Source organism: Nocardia cerradoensis NBRC 101014 (genome assembly GCF_000308535.1).
Lineage (GTDB): Bacteria > Actinomycetota > Actinomycetes > Mycobacteriales > Mycobacteriaceae > Nocardia > Nocardia cerradoensis.
The window spans coordinates 18215-37302 of record NZ_BAFW01000200.1; the positions used below are offsets into that span (position 1 = coordinate 18215).

The following is a 19088-nucleotide window of genomic DNA, read 5'->3' on the forward strand; positions in this document are numbered from 1 at the left end:
GAAATTACCGGCGGCGCTTGGTCTTCGCCGGCTTGCCCTGCTTGGCGCGGTCGCGCTCGGCCTCGCGCCGCTCGCGGCGGGTCATGCCGGTGGCGGGGGTGTCACCGTATTCCTGGGCGGCGCTGCGGACTTCGGCGTGGCCGCCCTCGTCCGGGCCGGAGAAGCTCAGACCGCGCGGGCCGGATTCGTCGATTCCCTTGGCGCGCAGGGCCGCCGGGGCGTTCTCGGCGGCGCCGTTGCCCTGGGGCACGGCCGGAGCGGGATGCATCGCGCCCACCGGGGAACGCAGGCCGGGGTCGACCGCGGGCTGCTGTTCGGGGGCCTGCTGGACCTCCACCTGAAGGTTGAACAGGAAGCCGACCGACTCCTCCTTCAAGCCCTCGAGCATGGCGGCGAACATGTCGAAACCCTCGCGCTGGTATTCGACGAGCGGATCGCGCTGCGCCATCGCGCGCAGGCCGATGCCCTCCTTGAGGTAGTCCATCTCGTAGAGGTGTTCGCGCCACTTGCGGTCCAGGACCGACAGCAGGACCTGGCGCTCGAGGTTGCGCATACTGCCGGGACCGGCCAGATCGTCGATCTCCTTCTCACGCCGCGCATAGGCGTCGTGGGCGTCTTCGAGAATGGCCTCGAGCAGTTCCTCGCGGCTCAGTTCGCCGATCTCGCCGTCCCCGGTCTCACCGGTCAGATCCTGGTATTCGATGCCGACCGAGTACAGCGTCTTCAGCGCCGTCCACAGCTTGGCCAGATCCCAGTCCTCGACGTAGCCCTCGGAGGTGGCGCCGTCGACGTAGGCGGTGATCACATCGGTGATCATCGACTGAACCTGGCCCTCCATATCCTCGCCGGCCAGGATGCGCTGGCGCTCGGCGTAGATGACGGTGCGCTGCTGGTTCATCACCTCGTCGTACTTCAGAACGTTCTTGCGGATTTCGAAGTTCTGCTGCTCGACCTGGGTCTGGGCGCTCTTGATCGCGCGGGAGACCATCTTGGCCTCGATCGGCACGTCGTCGGGCAGGTTGAGCCGGGTCATGATCGACTCCAGGGCCGCACCGTTGAAGCGCCGCATCAACTCGTCGCCGAGCGAGAGGTAGAAGCGCGATTCGCCCGGGTCGCCCTGGCGGCCGGCACGACCGCGCAGCTGGTTGTCGATGCGCCGCGACTCGTGCCGCTCGGTGCCCAGCACGTAGAGGCCGCCGGCGTCGCGCACCAGATCGGCGTCGTCCTCGACCTGCCGCTTGACCTGCTCCAGCGCGGGCAGCCAGTTGGCCTCGTAGTCGTCCGGCGTCTCGACCGGATCCAGGCCCTGGCGGCGCAGCAGCGTATCGGTGATGATGTCGGGGTTACCGCCGAGCACGATGTCGGTACCACGACCGGCCATATTCGTCGCCACGGTGACCGCACCCGGGCGGCCGGCCTCGGCGATGATCTGCGCTTCCTGCTCGTGGAACTTGGCGTTCAGCACGTTGTGCGGGATACCGCGCTTGGTGAGCAGCTTCGACAGATACTCCGAGCGCTCCACCGAGGTGGTACCGATCAGCACCGGCTGGTTCTTCTCGTGCCGCTCGGCGATGTCGTCGGCGACCGCGGCGAATTTCGATTCCTCGGTCTTGTAGATCAGGTCCGCCTGATCCATGCGGATCATCGGCTTGTTGGTGGGGATCGGCACCACACCGAGGCCGTAGGTCTGGTGGAGCTCGGCCGCCTCGGTTTCGGCGGTACCGGTCATACCGGACAATTTGTCGTACAGGCGGAAATAGTTCTGCAGCGTGATGGTGGCCAGCGTCTGGTTCTCCGGCTGGATCTCCACACCCTCTTTGGCCTCGATGGCCTGGTGCATGCCCTCGTTGTAGCGGCGGCCGACCAGAATGCGGCCGGTGAATTCGTCGACGATGATGACCTCGCCGTTGCGGACGATGTAATCCTTGTCGCGAACGTAGAGTTCCTTGGCCTTGATCGCGTTGTTCAGATAGCTGACCAGCGGCGAGTTGGCGGCCTCGTACAGATTGTCGATGCCGAGCTGATCCTCGACGAATTCGACGCCGGCCTCGTGCACGCCGATGGTCCGCTTCTTGATGTCGACCTCGTAGTGCACATCCTTCTTCAGAAGCGGTGCAATACGGGCGAATTCGGCATACCACTTACTCGACGCGTCGGCCGGGCCGGAAATGATCAGCGGCGTGCGGGCCTCGTCGATCAGAATCGAGTCGACCTCGTCGACCACGGCGAAGTTGTGCCCGCGCTGGACCAGATCGTCCAGCGAATGGGTCATGTTGTCGCGCAGATAATCGAAGCCGAATTCGTTGTTCGTGCCGTAGGTGATGTCGGCGCTGTAGGCCGCACGCCGCTCGGCGGGGCTCATCCCGGACAGGATCGCGCCGACCTGCAGGCCGAGGAAACGGTGCACCCGGCCCATCCACTCGGAGTCACGGCGGGCCAGGTAGTCGTTGGTGGTGACGATGTGGACACCGTCGCCGCTGATCGCGTTGAGATAAGCGGGCAGCACCGAGGTGAGCGTCTTACCTTCACCGGTTTTCATCTCGGCGACATTGCCGATGTGCAGGGCCGCGCCACCCATCACCTGCACCTTGTAATGCTTCTGATTCAGCACGCGCCAGGAGGCCTCACGGGCGGCGGCGAAAGCCTCGAGCAGCAACTCGTCCAGGGTTTCGCCGTCGGCGTAGCGCTGTTTGAATTCGTCGGTCTTCGCGCGCAGTTCCGCGTCGGTGAGATCGGCGTACTCGTCGTCCAGACTGAGAACTTCGTCGGCCAGATGCGCGAGCCGCTTGACGGTGCGACCCTCACCAAAACGTAGCAACCTCGTCAGTGTCAGCGCAGGCACGGGTCTCGTCAGTCCTCTGGTCGATGTTGTCGTCTTGCAGTGCTACATCTTCGGCACACCGCACTACTCGCGGCATACCGAAGCCCCCGCCTCATCGTATGGGCGAAATTCCCGGCGCGCGGATAAGCGGCATCGTCCATGGTAATGCGGCCTCCATCGTAGGCGCCGCCGCGCCAGCACATCCACGGACAGCAACGGCCCCTCGGGGCCCGGCAGTGATCGATCACACTTCGGCACGACACGCGCCCGTCACACTCGGCACGACACGCGCCCGCGATCACCGCATGCGCAGGGCACTCATCCGCCAACGCCCGCGGCGCAGCACCAGCCGCGCGGCGACGGCGAAACGGCGCTGCCCCCGCTCGTATCCGCCGCACACCTCCGCAGCACTCGCGGTGACCTCGGCGAGCTTCACGGTGACGAGCACCGCCGTACCGAGGCGGCGCTCCGCGGCGGCGGTGCGGGCGAGCGTTTCGACGGCGGCCAGCACGGTCGGCTCCACCACCGGACGCAACTGCCCGAGCGGACGCCGCCCGTCGATGACCTCGAGCACCAGGCGCAGCGACCGCTCAGCGAACTGCGCTGCGGCCGTGCCGATTTCGTTGCCACAGCACGTGCCGGACGACGCCGGCACACCCGCGCCGGAGCCCGGCGAGCGGCCGTCGTGCGCGGACCGGCGCGGGGTCCGCAGCCGCGGCACAACGGGTGCGGACGTCCTCCGATCGAGCGACTTTCCCGCAGTCACGCCACCGGAACTTCGCGGATCCAACGGCGGTTCGAATACCGGCGCGCGGCGGGCGCGACGGGTGTATACCGGGCTTGCAGAAGACTCGAGCATTCGACACTCCCCCTGGTCGGCATGCTTGGGCACGGATCGAACCAGCATGCCATGCGCGGCGACGACGACGGCGGAATTCCGACGCCGACGCGACAAGTCCCACACAGTCACGCACGCAAGGTTTGTGTCACTCCACAATGGAGAGCGGCAACGGAGAGGAGCTCGGACAGCGTGATCACGAGACTGACGCCGCAGGACGCGTCGTTCTTCCGGCTCGAGTCGAGCAGCAATCCCATGCACATCGGCTCTCTCGCGATCGTGCGCGTCGCCCCCGAGGATCCCGGCGACGGCTCCGCGTGCGTGGACTACCAAACACTGCTGGACCTGGTCGACAGCCGGTTGTCGATGGTGCCGCGTTACCGCCGCAAAGTGCGCGAGGTGCCGTTCAAACTGGGGCGTCCGATCTGGGTCGAGGACAGTCGCTTCGACCTCACCTATCACGTGCGGCGTTCGGCGCTGCCGGCTCCGGGCTCCGACGAACAGCTCTACGAACTGGTCGGGCGGCTGTCCTCGCGACCACTCGACCCGAGCCGCCCGCTGTGGGAGATGTACCTGATCGAAGGCCTGTCCGACGGCCGCTGCGCGATCTTCACCAAAACCCATTCGGCGCTGGTGGACGGCGATACCGCGCTCGAGATCGGGCACGTCATCCTCGACTCGGGGCCCTCGCCGCGGGTGGTCGCGCCCGATACCTGGGTGGCCCTCCGCGAACCCGGCGAGGTGGAACTGCTGGGCATGTCGCTGGCCGAAATGGCGACCCAGCCCGCGGCGGCGTGGGAAGTCGTGCGCGACGCCGGCGCCAACGCGTCGGCGGTGGTGGCGGCCGCGGGTAAGGCCGTCGACGCCGCGGTCAGCCGGGTGCGCGCGGCCGGGCGGACGGCACCGGACAGCCCCTTCAACACCTCGATCTCGCGATGCCGCCGATTCGATATCGCACGGACCGACCTCGACGACTATCGCCGGATACGAAGACACTTCGACTGCTCGATCAACGACGCCATTCTGGCCGTGGTGACCGGCGCCTTGCGGATCTTTTTGCAGTCGCGGGGTGAGGTTCTGGTCGAATCGGCGGTGCTGCGGGCGGTGGTGCCGATGTCGGTCTACGTCGACGGGCCGCCCGACGACACGTTGCGCCCGGCCAGCGAGGTCTCCTCGTTCCTGATCGATCTGCCGGTGGGAGAGCAGAATCCGGTGATGCGGTTGTCGCACATCTCGCACGCCACGGCCGAGAATTCCCGGCACGGCCGCGCGGTACGGGCGCGCACCCTGGTTCACATGGCCGGCTTCGCCCCGGCAAGCCTGCACGCGATGAGTGTGCGGGCGGCGAGTACGTTCGCAGAACACACATTCAATCTGGTGATCACCAACGCGCCGGGTCCGCAGCGGCCGATGTACATCGGCGGCGCGCGGATGCTGGAGATGTATCCGGTATCGCCGTTGCTGCGCAATCAGGCGTCGAGCATCGGAATCACGTCCTACGACGGACGTGTGTTCTACGGTCTCAATGCCGACCGCGAGGCGATGGCCGATATCGCCGTACTGGCGGCGGCGGTGCGCGAATCCATGGAGGAGATGCTCGGTGCCTGCGTCTGATCAGGGCAAGCTACGCGTCTATGTCCCGGCCACCATCGCCATGCTCCGGGAGTTGGTGGCACAGCGCGAAATTCGCGCGGTGAACGACACCGCCTTCGCGGTCACCCCCGCGCTGCGCGAGGCATACGCCTCCGGCGACGACGAGGAACTGGCCGAGGTGGCGATGGGTGAGGCGGCGCGCGCATCGCTGCGCCTGCTGGCCGAGGAACGCGAATCCGCGCTGCTGCACGCCGACGACGGCGACGCCGAGCCCGCCGGCACCGATCCGGACGCCGCCGAAGACGGCGAATCGTCGTATTCGGCCCCGGTCTACCGCCGGGCCGTGATCGCCGCGGATGTGACGGGCACGACCCTGCGCCCGGATCTCGACGATGCGGTGGTCCGGCTGTCGGGGCCGATCACCTACCAGCGCATCGCCTCGGTGCACGTCGACCTGGCCGAGGCCGAACCGCAGGTCGCGAAGGCCGTCGACGTCGTCGACGCGGCCGATCTGGGCGATCCGGACGCGGAATTCGTGCTGGGCGACGCGGAGGACCACCAGCTGGCTTGGTACGCGGCACAAGAGTTGCCGTTCCTGCTCGACCTCCTCTGATCCGCCCGCTAACCTACGATGCCGTAACCTTGGCTCGAAGGGTGCGCCGCAGGCGCGTGATCACAGGAAATGAGCATTCGCACGATGGTGTCGAAATCGGTACAAGGCCTGCGGGCATGGCTCGAGGCCCCCGTCGCCGACGCGAAGATGGCCGGACGGACGCGCCTGGACGCGCTGCGCGGAGCGGCCGCCCGCATCACCACCCCGCTGCTGCCCGACGATTATCTGCATCTGGTGAATCCGCTGTGGTCGGCGCGGGAGCTGCGCGGACGGATCGTCGAGGTCCGCAAGGAGACCGCGGATTCGGTGACCCTGGTGATCAAGCCGGGCTGGGGTTTCGATTTCACCTTCACCCCCGGCCAGTACATCGGCATCGGTGTCCTGGTCGACGGACGCTGGCACTGGCGGTCGTATTCGCTGACCTGCCCGCCGGACTGGACCGCCCCGGACAACCGCGCCGAACGGGTGATCTCGATCGCGGTGAAGGCGATGCCGGAGGGCTTCCTGTCCAGCCACCTGGTCAACGGCGTGCCGCAGGGCACGGTCGTCCGCCTGGCCGCGCCGCAGGGCGGGTTCGTGCTGCCGGAACCGCCGCCGGCGAAGGTGTTGTTCATCACCGCGGGCAGCGGCATCACCCCGGTGATGGCCATGCTGCGGACCATGGATCGCCGCGCCGCCGACCGCACCGACGGCGACGCGATGGACGACATCGTGCACATCCATTCCGCCCGGACCGCCGAGGACGTCATGTTCGGCGCGGAACTGCGGGCGCTGCACGACAAGCATCCGGGCTTCACCGCCCATATCCACCTCACCGGTGAGCAGGGCAAATTCGATCTGGCCGACCTCGATGCGCGGTTCCCCGACTGGCGCGAGCGCGAGACCTGGGCCTGCGGTCCGGCCGGACTGCTCAACGATGTCGAAAAGCATTGGGCCGCCGCGGGTATCAGCGACAAACTGCATGTCGAGCGGTTCGAGGTGGAACGGTCGGCGGTCGGTGAGGGCGGCACCGTCACCTTCGCTCGCACCGATCGCAGCACCGAGGTCGACGGCGCCACCAGCCTGCTCGAGGCCGGTGAGGCCGCGGGCGTGCAGATGCCGTTCGGCTGCCGGATGGGTATCTGCCAGACCTGCGTGGTCACCCTGACCGACGGGCACGTGCGCGATCTGCGCAACGGCGCCGAACATCAGGCCGGGGAGAAGGTGCAGACCTGCATCTCGGCCGCGGCCGGAGACTGCACCCTGGACGTGTGAGACGCGTTCCGGTGGTGTTCACCCGCTCGCCCCGCGGCGGCGCGAGCGATCACCACCGGTAACCGATACCCTGAAGAGGACCAGACCGAGACCTCCCACCGAAGCGCAGCGGAGGCAATCCGATTCCGGCCCGCCGACGCTAGGCAGAGGCATTCATTTCGACACCGCCGGAGCGAAGCGGAGGCATTGCAGGACCGTGGCCATCACCGACATCAAGGCGTATTCGCATCTGACGGCTGCCGATATCGAGACACTGGGGCAGGAACTCGACACCATCCGCCGCACGGTCGAGCAATCGCTGGGTGAGCGCGACGCCGCCTACATCCGGCGCACCATTCGCGCCCAGCGCACGCTCGAGGCTGCGGGCAGGGCGGTCCTGTTCGCCGGCCGCAACAAATGGGCCTGGGTCGTCGGCACCGCGATGCTGTCGGTCGCCAAGATCATCGAGAACATGGAGCTCGGGCACAACATCAGCCACGGGCAATGGGACTGGATGAACGACCCGGAGATCCACTCCACCAGCTGGGAGTGGGATATGACCGGGACCTCCGGGCAATGGAAACGGGCGCACAACTTCTCGCACCACACCTATACCAACATCGTCGGCATGGACGACGACGTGGGCTTCGGCATCCTGCGCATGACCCGCGACGAAGAGTGGAAGCCGATCAATCTCGCACAGCCGGTGGCGAATCTGATTCTGGCCGCACTCTTCGAGTGGGGTATCGCCCTGCACGATCTGAAGATCGAGAAACTGCAGGCCGGAGTTCCGCGCGGCGATCTGCTGTCCGAACCCAACCGGCAGTTCCTGCGCAAGGCCGGCCGCCAGGTCGCTAAGGACTTCGTGGTCTTCCCGCTGCTGAGCGGCCCGGGCTGGAAAGCCACGCTGAAGGCCAACGCGACCGCCAATCTGATCCGCAATCTGTGGGCGTACGCGGTGATCTTCTGCGGGCATTTCCCGGACGGCGCAGAGAAATTCACCCAGGAACAGTTCGCGGACGAGACCCGGGCGGAATGGTATCTGCGGCAGATGCTGGGCAGTGCCAACTTCCAGGCCGGCCCGGCGATGGCGTTCATGAGTGGCAACCTCTGCTACCAGATCGAGCACCATCTCTTTCCGGACATTCCGAGCAATCGGTATCCGGAGATCGCCGAGCAGGTCCGTCAACTCTGCGACAAATACGACTTGCCGTACACCACGGGATCGCTGGGCAAACAATATGCGCTGGCATTCCGCACGATTCACAAACTGGCGCTGCCCGATCGATTCCTCCGCCGTACCGCCGACGACGCCCCGGAGACGTCGTCGGAACGCAAATTCTCGCTGCTGCCCCGTCCGTTGCCGGCCGGCACCGAGGAGCCGCTGTTCGGTGTCGACCCCCTCACCGGGCGGCGACAGGGATTGCGGTCGGCACTGGTCGATGCCAAGGCCGCATTGCGCGAGAAGGCCCGGCAGGAAAAGGCGGCGCTGCGCGAAGCGAAGCTCGCCCTGCAGGAAAAAGCTCGGGCCGAGAAGCAGATACTCCGACGCCGCGGACTGCGCGGACGAGCGACTGTTCGGGTCCGGTTGCGGCAACAGCGAAAGCGACTAACCTAAGCCATATCGGGCACGATCACAATGCGGTATACGCCACAGTTGTAATCCGATCCGGAGATAACCTACGGGACCGTAACCTACGGTAGTGTAACCAGCATGGCGATCTCGGATGTCAAGGAATACGCCCACCTCACCCCCGAGGATGTGGAAGCGATCGGCGCGGAGCTGGATGCGATCCGCCGTGAAATCGAGGCCTCCCGAGGCGAGACCGACGCCCGCTACATCCGCAACGTGATCCGTTTGCAGCGCGCCCTGGAAATCGGGGGGCGCGCCACGCTGTTCGCCAGTTTCCTACCGCCGGCCTGGCTGGCCGGCACGGCGATGTTGTCGGCCGCCAAGATCATCGAGAACATGGAGATCGGCCACAACGTCATGCACGGCCAATGGGACTGGATGAACGATCCGGAGATCCACTCCTCCAACTGGGAGTGGGACAACGCCGGCCCGTCCGAACACTGGAAGATCACGCACAACTACCTGCACCACAAGTACACCAACGTGCTGGGTATGGACGACGACATCGGCTACGGCCTGCTGCGCGTGACGCGCGATCAGCGGTGGTCGCCGTTCTACCTCGGGCAGCCGGTCTACAACCTGCTGCTGCAGATGTTCTTCGAATACGGCGTGGCGATCCAGCATTTGGAGCTGGGCAAGGTCGCGAAGAAGAAGTGGGCGCCCGATTCGCCGGAACGTCGGCAATTCGAGCAGGACCGCAAGCTCGTGCTGAAGAAGGTCGGCAAGCAGGCGGCCAAGGATTACCTGATCTTCCCGCTGCTGACCGGACCGGCCTTCCTGTCCACGCTGACGGCCAATATCACCGCGAATATCGTCCGCAATGTGTGGACCAATGCGGTGATCTTCTGCGGCCACTTCCCGGACGGCGCGGAGAAGTTCACCAAGGGCGATGTGCTCAACGAAACGCAGGGCGAGTGGTACCTGCGTCAGATGCTGGGCAGCGCCAATATCACCGGCGGCGCGGTCATGCATTTCATGACCGGCAACCTCTCCCATCAGATCGAGCACCACCTGTTCCCGGACCTGCCGAGCAACCGGTTGCGGGCCATCGCCGTGCGGGTGCGGGAATTGTGTGACAAATACGATCTGCCCTACACCAGCGGCTCGCTGCCGGTGCAGTACGCGAAGTCGTGGCGCACCATCATCAAGCTGTCGGTGCCCAACAAATATCTGCGGCGCGGCACCGACGACGCCCCCGAAACCAAATCGGAGCGCGCGTTCGGCGGCATCGGCACGGTCGACCCGGTGACCGGGCGCCGGCGCGGATTGCGCACCGCGCTCAAGGAAGGCAAGCGCCGGGTGGCGGAACGTCGGCAGACGGTCGGCTCGGCCGCCTGAGGCGATCACCGAAATCGAAGGGGCTCCACGGAGACGATCTCCGTGGAGCCCCTTTCGTCTGCCGGTGTCCGGGCCTGATTGACTGAACCGGTGTCACCGCAAGAATCCAGCATCTACGACGTGATCCGGCGGCGCCGCGATGTGCGTGCCGAATTCACCGGCGATCTCGTCGACGATGCGACCCTGCTCCGGATCCTCGACGCGGCCCACCGCGCACCCAGTGTCGGCAATTCGCAGCCATGGGATTTCGTCGTCGTGCGTGACCCGGCGACGTTGACGCGGTTCGCCGCACATGTCGCCGGCAAACGCATCGAATTCCGGGATTCGTTGCCTCCGGAACGGGCCCGCACCTTCGAACCGATCAAGATCGAGGGCATCACCGAGAGCCGGACCGGGATCGTCGTCACCCACGACGACAGTCGCGGCGGACCGCAGATCCTCGGTCGCGCGACGGTCCCCGAAACCGGTTTGTACTCCACCGTTCTCGCGATCCAGAACCTGTGGCTGGCCGCCACCTCCGAAGGGGTGGGCGTCGGCTGGGTGAGCTTCTACGACGCCCCCTTCCTCACCGACTTGATCGAGCTGCCCGCCGGCATCCGTCCCGTCGCGTGGCTGTGCGTCGGCCCCGTGCGCGAATTCCAGCAGACGCCGGATCTGGAACGGTTCGGCTGGCGCGACCGGCGTCCACTCGGCGACGCGATCCACTGGGAGCGGTACTAGCGCCCCGCGCTACACCCGTTCGAGGACGGCGGATGCGCCGTGGCCTCCGGCGGCGCAGATGCCCAGCAGCGCGGTGCTCTTCCCGGTGAGTGCCAGTTCGTTGGCCATGGTCGTCACCATGCGGGCGCCGGTGGCGCCGAACGGGTGGCCGAGCGAGACCGAACCGCCGTGCACGTTGAGAATCTCCGGATCGACCTCGCCGACGGCACTGTCGCGGTCCAGCCGCGACTTCGCCCACGTATCGCTGCCGAGGGCCGACACCACCGACAGGGTCTGAGCGGCGAAGGCCTCGTGGATATCGATGAGATCCACGTCCGACAGCGCGAGGCCGGCCTTGTCGAGCGCCCGCGGCATGGAGATGGCCGGACCGATCAGCACCTGATCGGACGGGTCGACGCTGACGAAACTCCAGGACCGGAAGGCCGCCAGCGGTTCGACACCGAGGGCACGCGCCTTCTCCTCACTCATCAGCAGCACCGCGGCCGCCCCGTCGGTGAGCGGGCTGGCGTTGCCCGCCGTCACCGTGCCGTCGCGCTGGAAAACCGGGGCGAGGGTCGCCAGCTTCTCCACACTGGTGTTCGCGCGCACGAGTCCGTCCCGGGTGACCGTCTTGCCGTCCGCGGTGGCGACCGGAAGGACTTCCCGGTCGAACCGGCCGGATTCGATCGCCGCCGCCGCGCGATGGTGCGAGCGGGCCGCGAAGACGTCCTGTTCTTCCCGGGTGATGCCGTGGATGCGGGCCATCTTCTCCGCCGACTCCCCCATCACCTCGCCGGTGGTGCGCTCGGCGATCTTCGGACGGCGCGGCAGCAGATCCGTGAACGGCGCCAGCTGCGCCACCGCGGACAGGTAATCCCTCGGCTTCGGCTTGCCCAGGGCCAGCGGCGCGGCCGCGTGCACCATCTTCTGCGGCAGCTTCACCTCGGCATTACTGGTCGAATCACTGCCACCGGCGACCATGATGTCGTATTCGCCGCGCTCGATGGCGGCCGCAGCAGCGGTCACGGCCTGAAGTCCGGAGGCGCACGCGCGGGTCACGGTATAGCCCTCGCACCCGTGATCGAGACCCAGATCCAAGGCGATCTCCCGCGCGACGTTGGGCGCCGCACTCGGCAGGATCACCCCGCCCCACACCATCGCCTGCACCTGATCCTTGGGCAGTCCGGTCCGTTCGAGCAGACCGCCGACCGCCAGGACACCGAGGTCGATGGTGTCCATTCGGGTGTAATCGGTGAAGGCGCGCAGGAACGGGGTGCGAGCACCGGCGACGATGACGGCGCGACGAGAACGCTTTGTGGCCATGCGCTTACAGTAGGGCGAGCAAGATTCCGATACAAGGTGTCACGGTAATCTCGCCGGTCCCGAGCACGGCGAACGGCCGGGGCGTTTCGGCCCCGGCCGTCCGGCTTCCGACACTCGCTATGCCAGCCTGATCAACCCGTAGTCGAAGGCATGGCGGCGGTACACCACCGACGGACGATCGGTCTCGCGGTCGTGGAAGAGGAAGAAGTCGTGGCCGACGAGCTCCATCTGATACAGGGCGTCGTCCACCGACATCGGAGTCGCGGAATGGACCTTGGTGCGCACGATATGGCCCGGGCCGGCGTACTCGCCCGATTCGGTATCGGTGCGGTCGGCCGACTCGGATCCGTCGGTGCCGGCGGGCAGGGTGTCTTCCACCAGGGCGGCTGTCGCTTCGGCGACGGATACCGGCGTCTTCTCTCCGTAGTGCACCCGGCGGCGGTCCTTGCTGCGCCGCAATCGGGCCTCGAGTTTGACCACCGCGGACTCCAGTGCGCCGTAGAAGCTGTCGGCACAGGCTTCGGCCCGGACCACCGGGCCCTTGCCGCGCACGGTGATCTCGACACGCTGACAGTTCTTGCGCTGGCGGCGGTTTCTTTCGTGGAACAGCTCGACATCGAAAAGGTAGATCGACGGGTCGAAACGTTCCAGGCGGGAGAGTCGGTCCGCGACGTGAATGCGGAAATGATCGGGTACCTCGACGTTACGTCCCTTGACCACGACGTCCGCATCGGGCGTCCGAGGCACATCCGAAATAGTCTGTTCGGCTCCGTTCAGTTCACCGGAACCCAGCTGGGTGCCCGTACCGGTCGAGGGATCTGCTTCTTTCACTGAAGGTCGTGAAGTCGTCACGCGTACCTCCCGGATCTGGCCGCACAACCGATTCATGTGCGGCGGGTTAGCAACCGCACCGAGCCGGACGGAGAGAGGGTTGCGCGGGATTCGGAAAGGGCTTGCAGACTGCCACCCGTGGCCCGCCACTCATGCCGGAAAGCTCGGTACGAAGTCGTCCGAGTCGCCACCTCCAAACTCTGGGTTCGGGTGTCAGATCGCTCTGTCAGCAACGCTATTACGCCGACGATCGGTCCGCCACTGTTCACGCAAATTTCTCCGACTCACGCGGCGCATGTCACCATCACGGCACGCACGTTCACCCCGGCAGCGGCCAGTACCCGCACCGATTCCGCCGCGGTCGCCCCCGTGGTGAGGACATCGTCTACCAGCACGATGTCGGCGGCCGCCAGGGTGACCAGCACCGAGCTCGCATCGATGCGGCCGGCGATCCGGCCCGCCAGGTTGTCCCGGCGTGCCCGCGCGCTCAATCCGACCGAGTCGCGCACCCCACCGCGCGCCCACAGCACGGGTGCGAGATGGCAATCGGACAGCCAACCGGTGGCGACGCGTGCCGCCCGCAGGACCGGATCACCCCCGCGGCGCCGTGCCGCGACCCGGCGACTCGGCGCCGGGACCAGAATCAGCGGACGGCCGGGAGCGCGCAGCAGGCCCAGGCCACGGGCCAGTGCGCGACCCAGCGGTGCGGCCAGATCCCGGCGGCCCGACTCCTTGGCCGCCACCACCGCGCGCCGGGCCGGACCCGCGTATCCGCTCAACGCCCAGCACGGCACCCCCGGATCGGTGCGCGGCCACACCCGCATCGGCTCCGCGCTCAGTGCGGCGGCACAGTCCTCGCACCATCCGGTTCCGGCCGACCCACATCCCCCGCAGTACTGCGGCAGGACCAAATCCAGCAGCGTCCGCATCGGCCCAGTGTGGCCGAGGGCACCGACAGGTGGCGACTAACCCGGCAACACCGGAATCGCGTTGGCGCCCAAGCCCTGAACCTCTCGCCAGAAGCGTTCCGTATTGGGCTCCACCGATTGCAGCTGCATGACCGCGCGGGAATCGGCGACGTACTGCTCGTCCGGGGAGGCGCTGACCACGCGCACCGGGGTGGTCAGGTTCCGGCTGGTGAACGGATTCGGCTGCGATCCGTCGATGACGACCGACTGCACCGGATCGACGCTGCCCTCACGAGCCACGATCAGGGTGTCGGCGCCGAGCCAGTCGGCCGAGACCGCGGGCGTGCTGAGGCTCACCGCCACCGGCTGCGGCGACGTGAGGGCGAACTTCCCGTCGCCCCGGGGTACCACCACCGCGACATAGACCTTGCCGCCGATGATCATCGCCGCCCGCGCGCCGGTGCGGGAGATCCGCAGCTCGGTGATGGGCAGCCGCGGCGGAACCGATCCGGAGGAACTGGCCGCCGCCACCGCGAACAAGTCCGAGGAGTCGACGTCCTGAACCGACACGTTGCCGTTGGCCTGATCGTGCACGGCCCGGATGACACGGTTGCCGTCCACGACCACCCACGCCGACCCACCGTCGAAGGCCCACGACGGCCGCGTGAAGCTGTTGCCCTGGGCCACCGGGAAGGCCGTGCCGTCGTGGCTGCCGATGATCAACGTCTGCGCCGGAGCCGGCGCGGGCTGGCCGCTGTCGGCCACCGCCGCGACGAGTTTGCCGTCCTCGGACAGGCCGACCGACTGCAGATTGCGTGCGGCCCCGAAATATCCGGGTACCGGCACGACGGAGGTATCGGTCACCTTCATCAGCGCACCGTCGCGCACCACGTGCAGCCCGATCTTGTTGTGCGCCCGATTGATCACGTTGTAGTTGCCGACGTCGGCGACCGACCATCCGGATTCCGCATGCCGCTCGTCGAGCGGCTTACCGTCGCCGAACAGGAAGTACGGGCCCAGGATGTCGGCGCTCGACAGGGTCAGCACCACCTGGGCGGCGAGCAGTTCCCGGCTGTGTGGATCCAGTCCCCCAGTGCCGGTCAGGTCGACCCGGACGCCGCCGAGGCCCACGCCCACACCCTCCACGTCGCCGTTGGCCTTGCTGATGCCCCGCACGGTCACCGGATCGGCCAGCATGTTGCGCACGGCGGGCGCGAGGGCCTCCTGCGGCCCCTGCGAGAGCAGCGACAGCAGGACCCTGGTGAGCTGCTCCTTCCGGGCCGACACCCACCGCAGGTCCGGAACCATCGCGGTCCCCTCGGGGTTGGCGAAGTTCACCGTGAAGCGCCGATAGGACTTGTAGAAGGCGTTGCTGTCGATCGCGACGCCCGCGGGCAGGTCGTCGATCCGCCACTCGCCGCCGACCTTCGTCATCTCGATCTTGCTCTCGAGCAGATTGTCGACCGGACTGTAGGCGCCGTCGGCCTCGAGCTGCCCGACCTTGCGCGCGCGGATCTGATAGGTCGCCGTATTGTCCGACCGCGATTCGCGCAGCGTATCCGGCTTGTCGACGATGACCGTGCTGGCGGTGTCGTCCCAGCTCTGCGCGGCCGCCGGGGTGAGGTACTGCCGAGCCGTCCGATGATGGTCGGTCGGGTCGGCGGTCGCCTCCAGGAAGTCGTGCAGCAGCAGATCCGGGTCGCGCCCGACGATCGGCGGATGCGGCCCGGTCGAGGTCGGTTCGTGGTTGAGCGTGCCCAGCGCCTGCGGAGCCGAGGAATCCGGCAGATTGGCGCAGCCCGCGAGAACCAGCACGCAGCTGAACAGCGCGGCGAGCAGCGTTGCCAGACGGGTGCGATTCATGGATTGATGTCCTCTTTGTCGGCGCGTGCGGTGTCGTCCGAACCGCCCGCGCTCTCCCCCGCCGGATTCGGCGATCTCCGCTCGGCCGCCGGTTCACCGTCCGGCGAGTCCGGCGAGTCCTCCTCCGCCGGCGTCGTACGGGCCGACGGTTCGGCATCGGCATTCGCTTCGACGGTACCGGGAACGTTCGCCGGGCCGTCGGGCCCGTCGGCCGGCGTCGCGCTCGCGGCCGGGTTCGCCGGGTCGGGCGCATCGCCCGCCGGATCGGCTTCCGGGGCCGGATCCACCGGGTCGCCCGCCGCGCCCACCGAACCGGCGGGCAGGTCGGCCAGCCGCCGCTTGGGCGGTTCCAGCGACAGCGGGCTCGCGCCGAGCTTGCGTCCGCGCACCAGCGGCAGGGTCAGGCGGAAGCTCGCGCCCACGCCGGGTTCACCCCAGGCCTCGAGCCGCCCGTCGTGCAGATTCGCATCCTCGACACTGATCGACAGACCGAGGCCGGTACCGCCGGAACGCCGCATCCGCGAGGGATCGGACCGCCAGAAGCGATTGAAGACCAGCTTCTCCTCGCCGGGCCGCAGCCCGACGCCCTGATCGCGAACCACCATCGCGACGGCGTTGGCGTCGACGTCGCCGCGCATCCGGATCAGGACCGGTTTGTTCTCGCTGTGGTCGATGGCGTTGGCGAGCAGATTGCGCAGCACACGCTCGACGCGGCGCGGATCGACCTCCGCGACCAGCGGTTCCTCGGGCAGATCCACCACCAGTTCGCAGCCGGATTCCTTGGCCAGATGCCGGACCGTGGAGACCGCCGCCCGCGCGCACATCCGCACGTCCAGCGATTCGATCTGCAATTCGGCCACACCCGCGTCGTGGCGGCTGATCTCGAGCAGGTCGTTGAGCAGGCCCTCGAACCGGTCCAGCTCGGTCACCAGCAGTTCGGCACTGCGCGCCAGCGCCGGATCGAGTTCGTCGCTGGATCCGTGGATGAGGTCGGCGGCCATCCGCACCGTGGTGAGCGGGGTCCGCAGTTCGTGGCTGACATCGGAGGTGAAGCGGCGTTGCAGATTGCCGAACTCCTCCAGCTGAGTGATCTGATTGGACAGACTTTCGGCCATCTCGTTGAACGACATGGCGAGTCTGGCCATATCGTCCTCACCCCGGACCAGCATCCGCTCCTTGAGGCGGCCGTCGGCGAAGCGTCCGGCGATCCGGGCGGCCGAGCGGATCGGCAACACCACCTGCCGGGCCACCAGCGCGGTGATCGCGGCCAGCAACAGCAGCAGCACGATGCCGCCGATCAGCATGGTGCCGCGCATCAGGCTCAGGCTGCGCTGCTCGTTGTTGAGCGGGAAGATCAGATAGACCTCGAGCGTCGGCACTTCCGAGCTCGGGCTGCCGATGATCAACGCCGGCCCGCGATATCCGTCCGGATCCGAGATCGTCGCGAACTGGTAACTCACCTGGTTCTGCTGGACGAACCGGCGCAACTCGGCGGGGACCTCCAGCATCGGCCCGGCGGTCACCTCCTGCTGGCCGTCGCCGACCATCGCCAAGGCCACGTTGTAGGTTCCGGCCCCGCCGGTGGCGGAACTGCTGCCGCCGGAGGAGAGCGCGCGCACGGCATCCTGCAACCGGACCGCCTGGGTGCTCGAATCGGAGACACCCGTCAGCTGCGCCTCGACGGTATTGCGGGCGCGGCTCATCTCCTCAACGGCCGCATTGACTTTCGCGTCCAGAAGGCGGTCGGTGATCTGACTGGTCAGCACCACACCGAGGATCGTGATGACGATCAGCGACAGGGTGAGCGTGGAAACCACCACGCGCAACTGCAGCGATCGCCGCCACGTGTGGCCCAGCGATTCTCCGACGGATTTGAACCAGGCCACCACGGCTGCCAGCAGCCGCTCGACGCGGCTTCTGGAGCCTGCGATCACGGCGGTCCGGCCTTGTAGCCCACGCCACGAACGGTCAGCACGATCTCAGGGTTCTCGGGATCCTTCTCGACCTTGGCCCGCAGTCGCTGCACGTGCACGTTCACCAGGCGGGTGTCGGCCGCGTGCCGGTAACCCCACACCTGCTCGAGCAGCACCTCGCGGGTGAAGACCTGTCGCGGTTTGCGCGCCAGGGCCACCAGCAGATCGAACTCGAGCGGCGTCAGCGAGATCTGCTGACCGCTGCGGGTCACCTTGTGGGCCGGTACATCGATGACGATGTCGGCGATCGACAGGAGTTCGGCCGGCTCGTCGTCGGTACGGCGCAACCGCGCCCGCACCCGCGCGACCAGCTCCTTCGGCTTGAAGGGTTTGACGATGTAGTCGTCGGCACCCGATTCCAAGCCCAGGACGACGTCGACCGTGTCGGTCTTGGCCGTCAACATCACGATCGGCACACCGGAATCGGCGCGCAGCACCCGGCACACGTCGATACCGTTCATGCCCGGAAGCATGAGGTCGAGCAGCACCAGATCCGGGCGTAGTTCCCGGACCGCGGTGAGCGCCTGCGTGCCGTCGCCGACCACATGGGGGTCGAAACCCTCGCCGCGCAAGACGATCGTGAGCATCTCGGCGAGCGCCATATCGTCGTCGACGACCAGAATCTTCGGCTTCATAATTACTATGTTGTCATCTCTCCGGCTCGGAACGGGCAACCACGCCAACACTGGTTACATTACCGACGCACATGCCACCCTATCGGCCAATCATTTCCGCCAGTCGTTCGGTGAGTCGGACCGGATCGTCCTGCGGCGCATGGACCCACCACGGCCCGTGCCACCGCGATTCGGCCAACACACGATAAACCGCCGCCGTACGCTCCTGCAGCGATATATCTCGTTCATAGGCGTCCAGCGCGCGGGCGGTGTCGAGTTCACCTCGGCGCCGGGCGCGTTCGATCGCCAGCTCGGTCGGCACGTCGAGCAGTACCTGGATATCGGGCACCGGCAGTTCGAACCGGCCGAACTCCAATTCCGCTACCCACGAACTCGTTTCGCCGTCGGCCTGCTCGCCCGCCCGCGCGGCGCTGTAGGCGGCGTTGGAGGCGACGTACCGATCGAGCAGCACAATATCGTTGTCCGCCAACAGTTTCGACAACTCGTCGCGGGCCTCGGCGCGATCCAGGGCGAACAGCAGCGCCATCGCGCTCACGGATGCGGCCACATCGCCGTGCCGGCCACGCAACGCCTCGGCCGCCAGATCCGCGTGGATCGACCGGCCGTAGCGCGGGAAGGCCAGTGTGTCCACGCGCAGCCCGCGGTCGCGCAGGCCCGCGACGACGGCGTCGATCAACGTCCGCTTACCCGCGCCGTCGAGGCCCTCTACCGCGATGAGTGCACCCATAACGTGCAGGTTACAACTTTTGCGTCCGCCCTGTTCCACGCCCCTGCGACGCGTTATCGG

15 protein-coding genes are annotated in these 19088 nt (G+C 67.2%); 6 read left to right on the plus strand and 9 right to left on the minus strand.

Features of this window, described 5'->3' with window-relative positions; translation table 11 throughout:
- Positions 1-4: 4 nt before the first annotated feature.
- Positions 5-2842: a preprotein translocase subunit SecA gene (gene secA, locus ON23_RS21300; protein WP_039780311.1), complete on the minus strand. Its 2838-nt coding sequence runs from the start codon at positions 2840-2842 to the stop codon at positions 5-7.
- Between the two features lie 277 nt (positions 2843-3119).
- Entirely contained in the window at positions 3120-3542 is a 423-nt protein-coding gene (locus ON23_RS21305; RefSeq protein WP_039780312.1) for an Rv3235 family protein, read from the minus strand.
- Positions 3543-3851: 309 nt separating this feature from the next.
- Here ON23_RS21305 and ON23_RS21310 point away from each other — a divergent pair, with 309 nt between their 5' ends.
- The 6 genes from ON23_RS21310 to bluB all read left to right on the plus strand — a co-directional run bounded on the left by ON23_RS21310 (position 3852) and on the right by bluB (position 10789).
- Positions 3852-5273: a WS/DGAT/MGAT family O-acyltransferase gene (locus ON23_RS21310; protein WP_039780313.1), complete on the plus strand. Its 1422-nt coding sequence runs from the start codon at positions 3852-3854 to the stop codon at positions 5271-5273.
- A gap of 40 nt (positions 5274-5313) precedes the next feature.
- Entirely contained in the window at positions 5314-5865 is a 552-nt protein-coding gene (locus ON23_RS21315) for a DUF6912 family protein (protein ID WP_039780314.1), read from the plus strand.
- An 84-nt stretch (positions 5866-5949) separates the two neighbouring features.
- Positions 5950-7119, plus strand: a complete 1170-nt coding sequence (locus tag ON23_RS21320) for a ferredoxin reductase (RefSeq protein WP_039780352.1) — start codon at positions 5950-5952, stop codon at positions 7117-7119.
- 196 nt (positions 7120-7315) lie between these two features.
- Positions 7316-8716 (plus strand): fatty acid desaturase family protein, encoded by a 1401-nt coding sequence (locus ON23_RS21325; protein WP_039780315.1) that lies wholly within the window; start codon positions 7316-7318, stop codon positions 8714-8716.
- 96 nt (positions 8717-8812) lie between these two features.
- A complete protein-coding gene (locus tag ON23_RS21330) occupies positions 8813-10069 on the plus strand; it encodes a fatty acid desaturase family protein (protein ID WP_036504532.1) in 1257 nt (418 codons plus the stop codon).
- A 90-nt stretch (positions 10070-10159) separates the two neighbouring features.
- On the plus strand, positions 10160-10789 hold the full coding sequence (gene bluB / locus ON23_RS21335; protein WP_039780317.1) for a 5,6-dimethylbenzimidazole synthase: 630 nt from the start codon (positions 10160-10162) through the stop codon (positions 10787-10789).
- Between the two features lie 9 nt (positions 10790-10798).
- Here the strand turns inward: bluB and ON23_RS21340 are convergent, their stop codons facing one another.
- The 7 genes from ON23_RS21340 to ON23_RS21370 form a co-directional block, all read right to left on the minus strand.
- Entirely contained in the window at positions 10799-12091 is a 1293-nt protein-coding gene (locus ON23_RS21340; protein ID WP_039780318.1) for an acetyl-CoA C-acyltransferase, read from the minus strand.
- Between the two features lie 117 nt (positions 12092-12208).
- On the minus strand, positions 12209-12943 hold the full coding sequence (gene hpf / locus ON23_RS21345; RefSeq protein WP_039780353.1) for a ribosome hibernation-promoting factor, HPF/YfiA family: 735 nt from the start codon (positions 12941-12943) through the stop codon (positions 12209-12211).
- 263 nt (positions 12944-13206) lie between these two features.
- A complete protein-coding gene (locus ON23_RS21350; RefSeq protein WP_039780319.1) occupies positions 13207-13851 on the minus strand; it encodes a ComF family protein in 645 nt (214 codons plus the stop codon).
- A 36-nt stretch (positions 13852-13887) separates the two neighbouring features.
- Entirely contained in the window at positions 13888-15693 is a 1806-nt protein-coding gene (gene lpqB / locus ON23_RS21355; protein WP_039780321.1) for an MtrAB system accessory lipoprotein LpqB, read from the minus strand.
- Positions 15690-17627, minus strand: coding sequence for an MtrAB system histidine kinase MtrB (gene mtrB, locus ON23_RS21360; protein WP_083904139.1), 1938 nt, complete (start codon positions 17625-17627; stop codon positions 15690-15692). The genes lpqB and mtrB overlap by 4 nt, the downstream gene beginning before the upstream one ends.
- Positions 17624-18301 carry an MtrAB system response regulator MtrA gene (gene mtrA / locus ON23_RS21365; protein ID WP_030515021.1) on the minus strand — a complete coding sequence of 226 codons (678 nt, stop codon included), beginning with the start codon at positions 18299-18301 and terminating at the stop codon, positions 17624-17626. Before mtrA ends, mtrB begins: the two co-directional genes overlap by 4 nt.
- Positions 18302-18380: 79 nt before the next feature.
- Positions 18381-19028 (minus strand): dTMP kinase, encoded by a 648-nt coding sequence (locus ON23_RS21370; protein WP_039780322.1) that lies wholly within the window; start codon positions 19026-19028, stop codon positions 18381-18383.
- Positions 19029-19088: the final 60 nt, after the last annotated feature.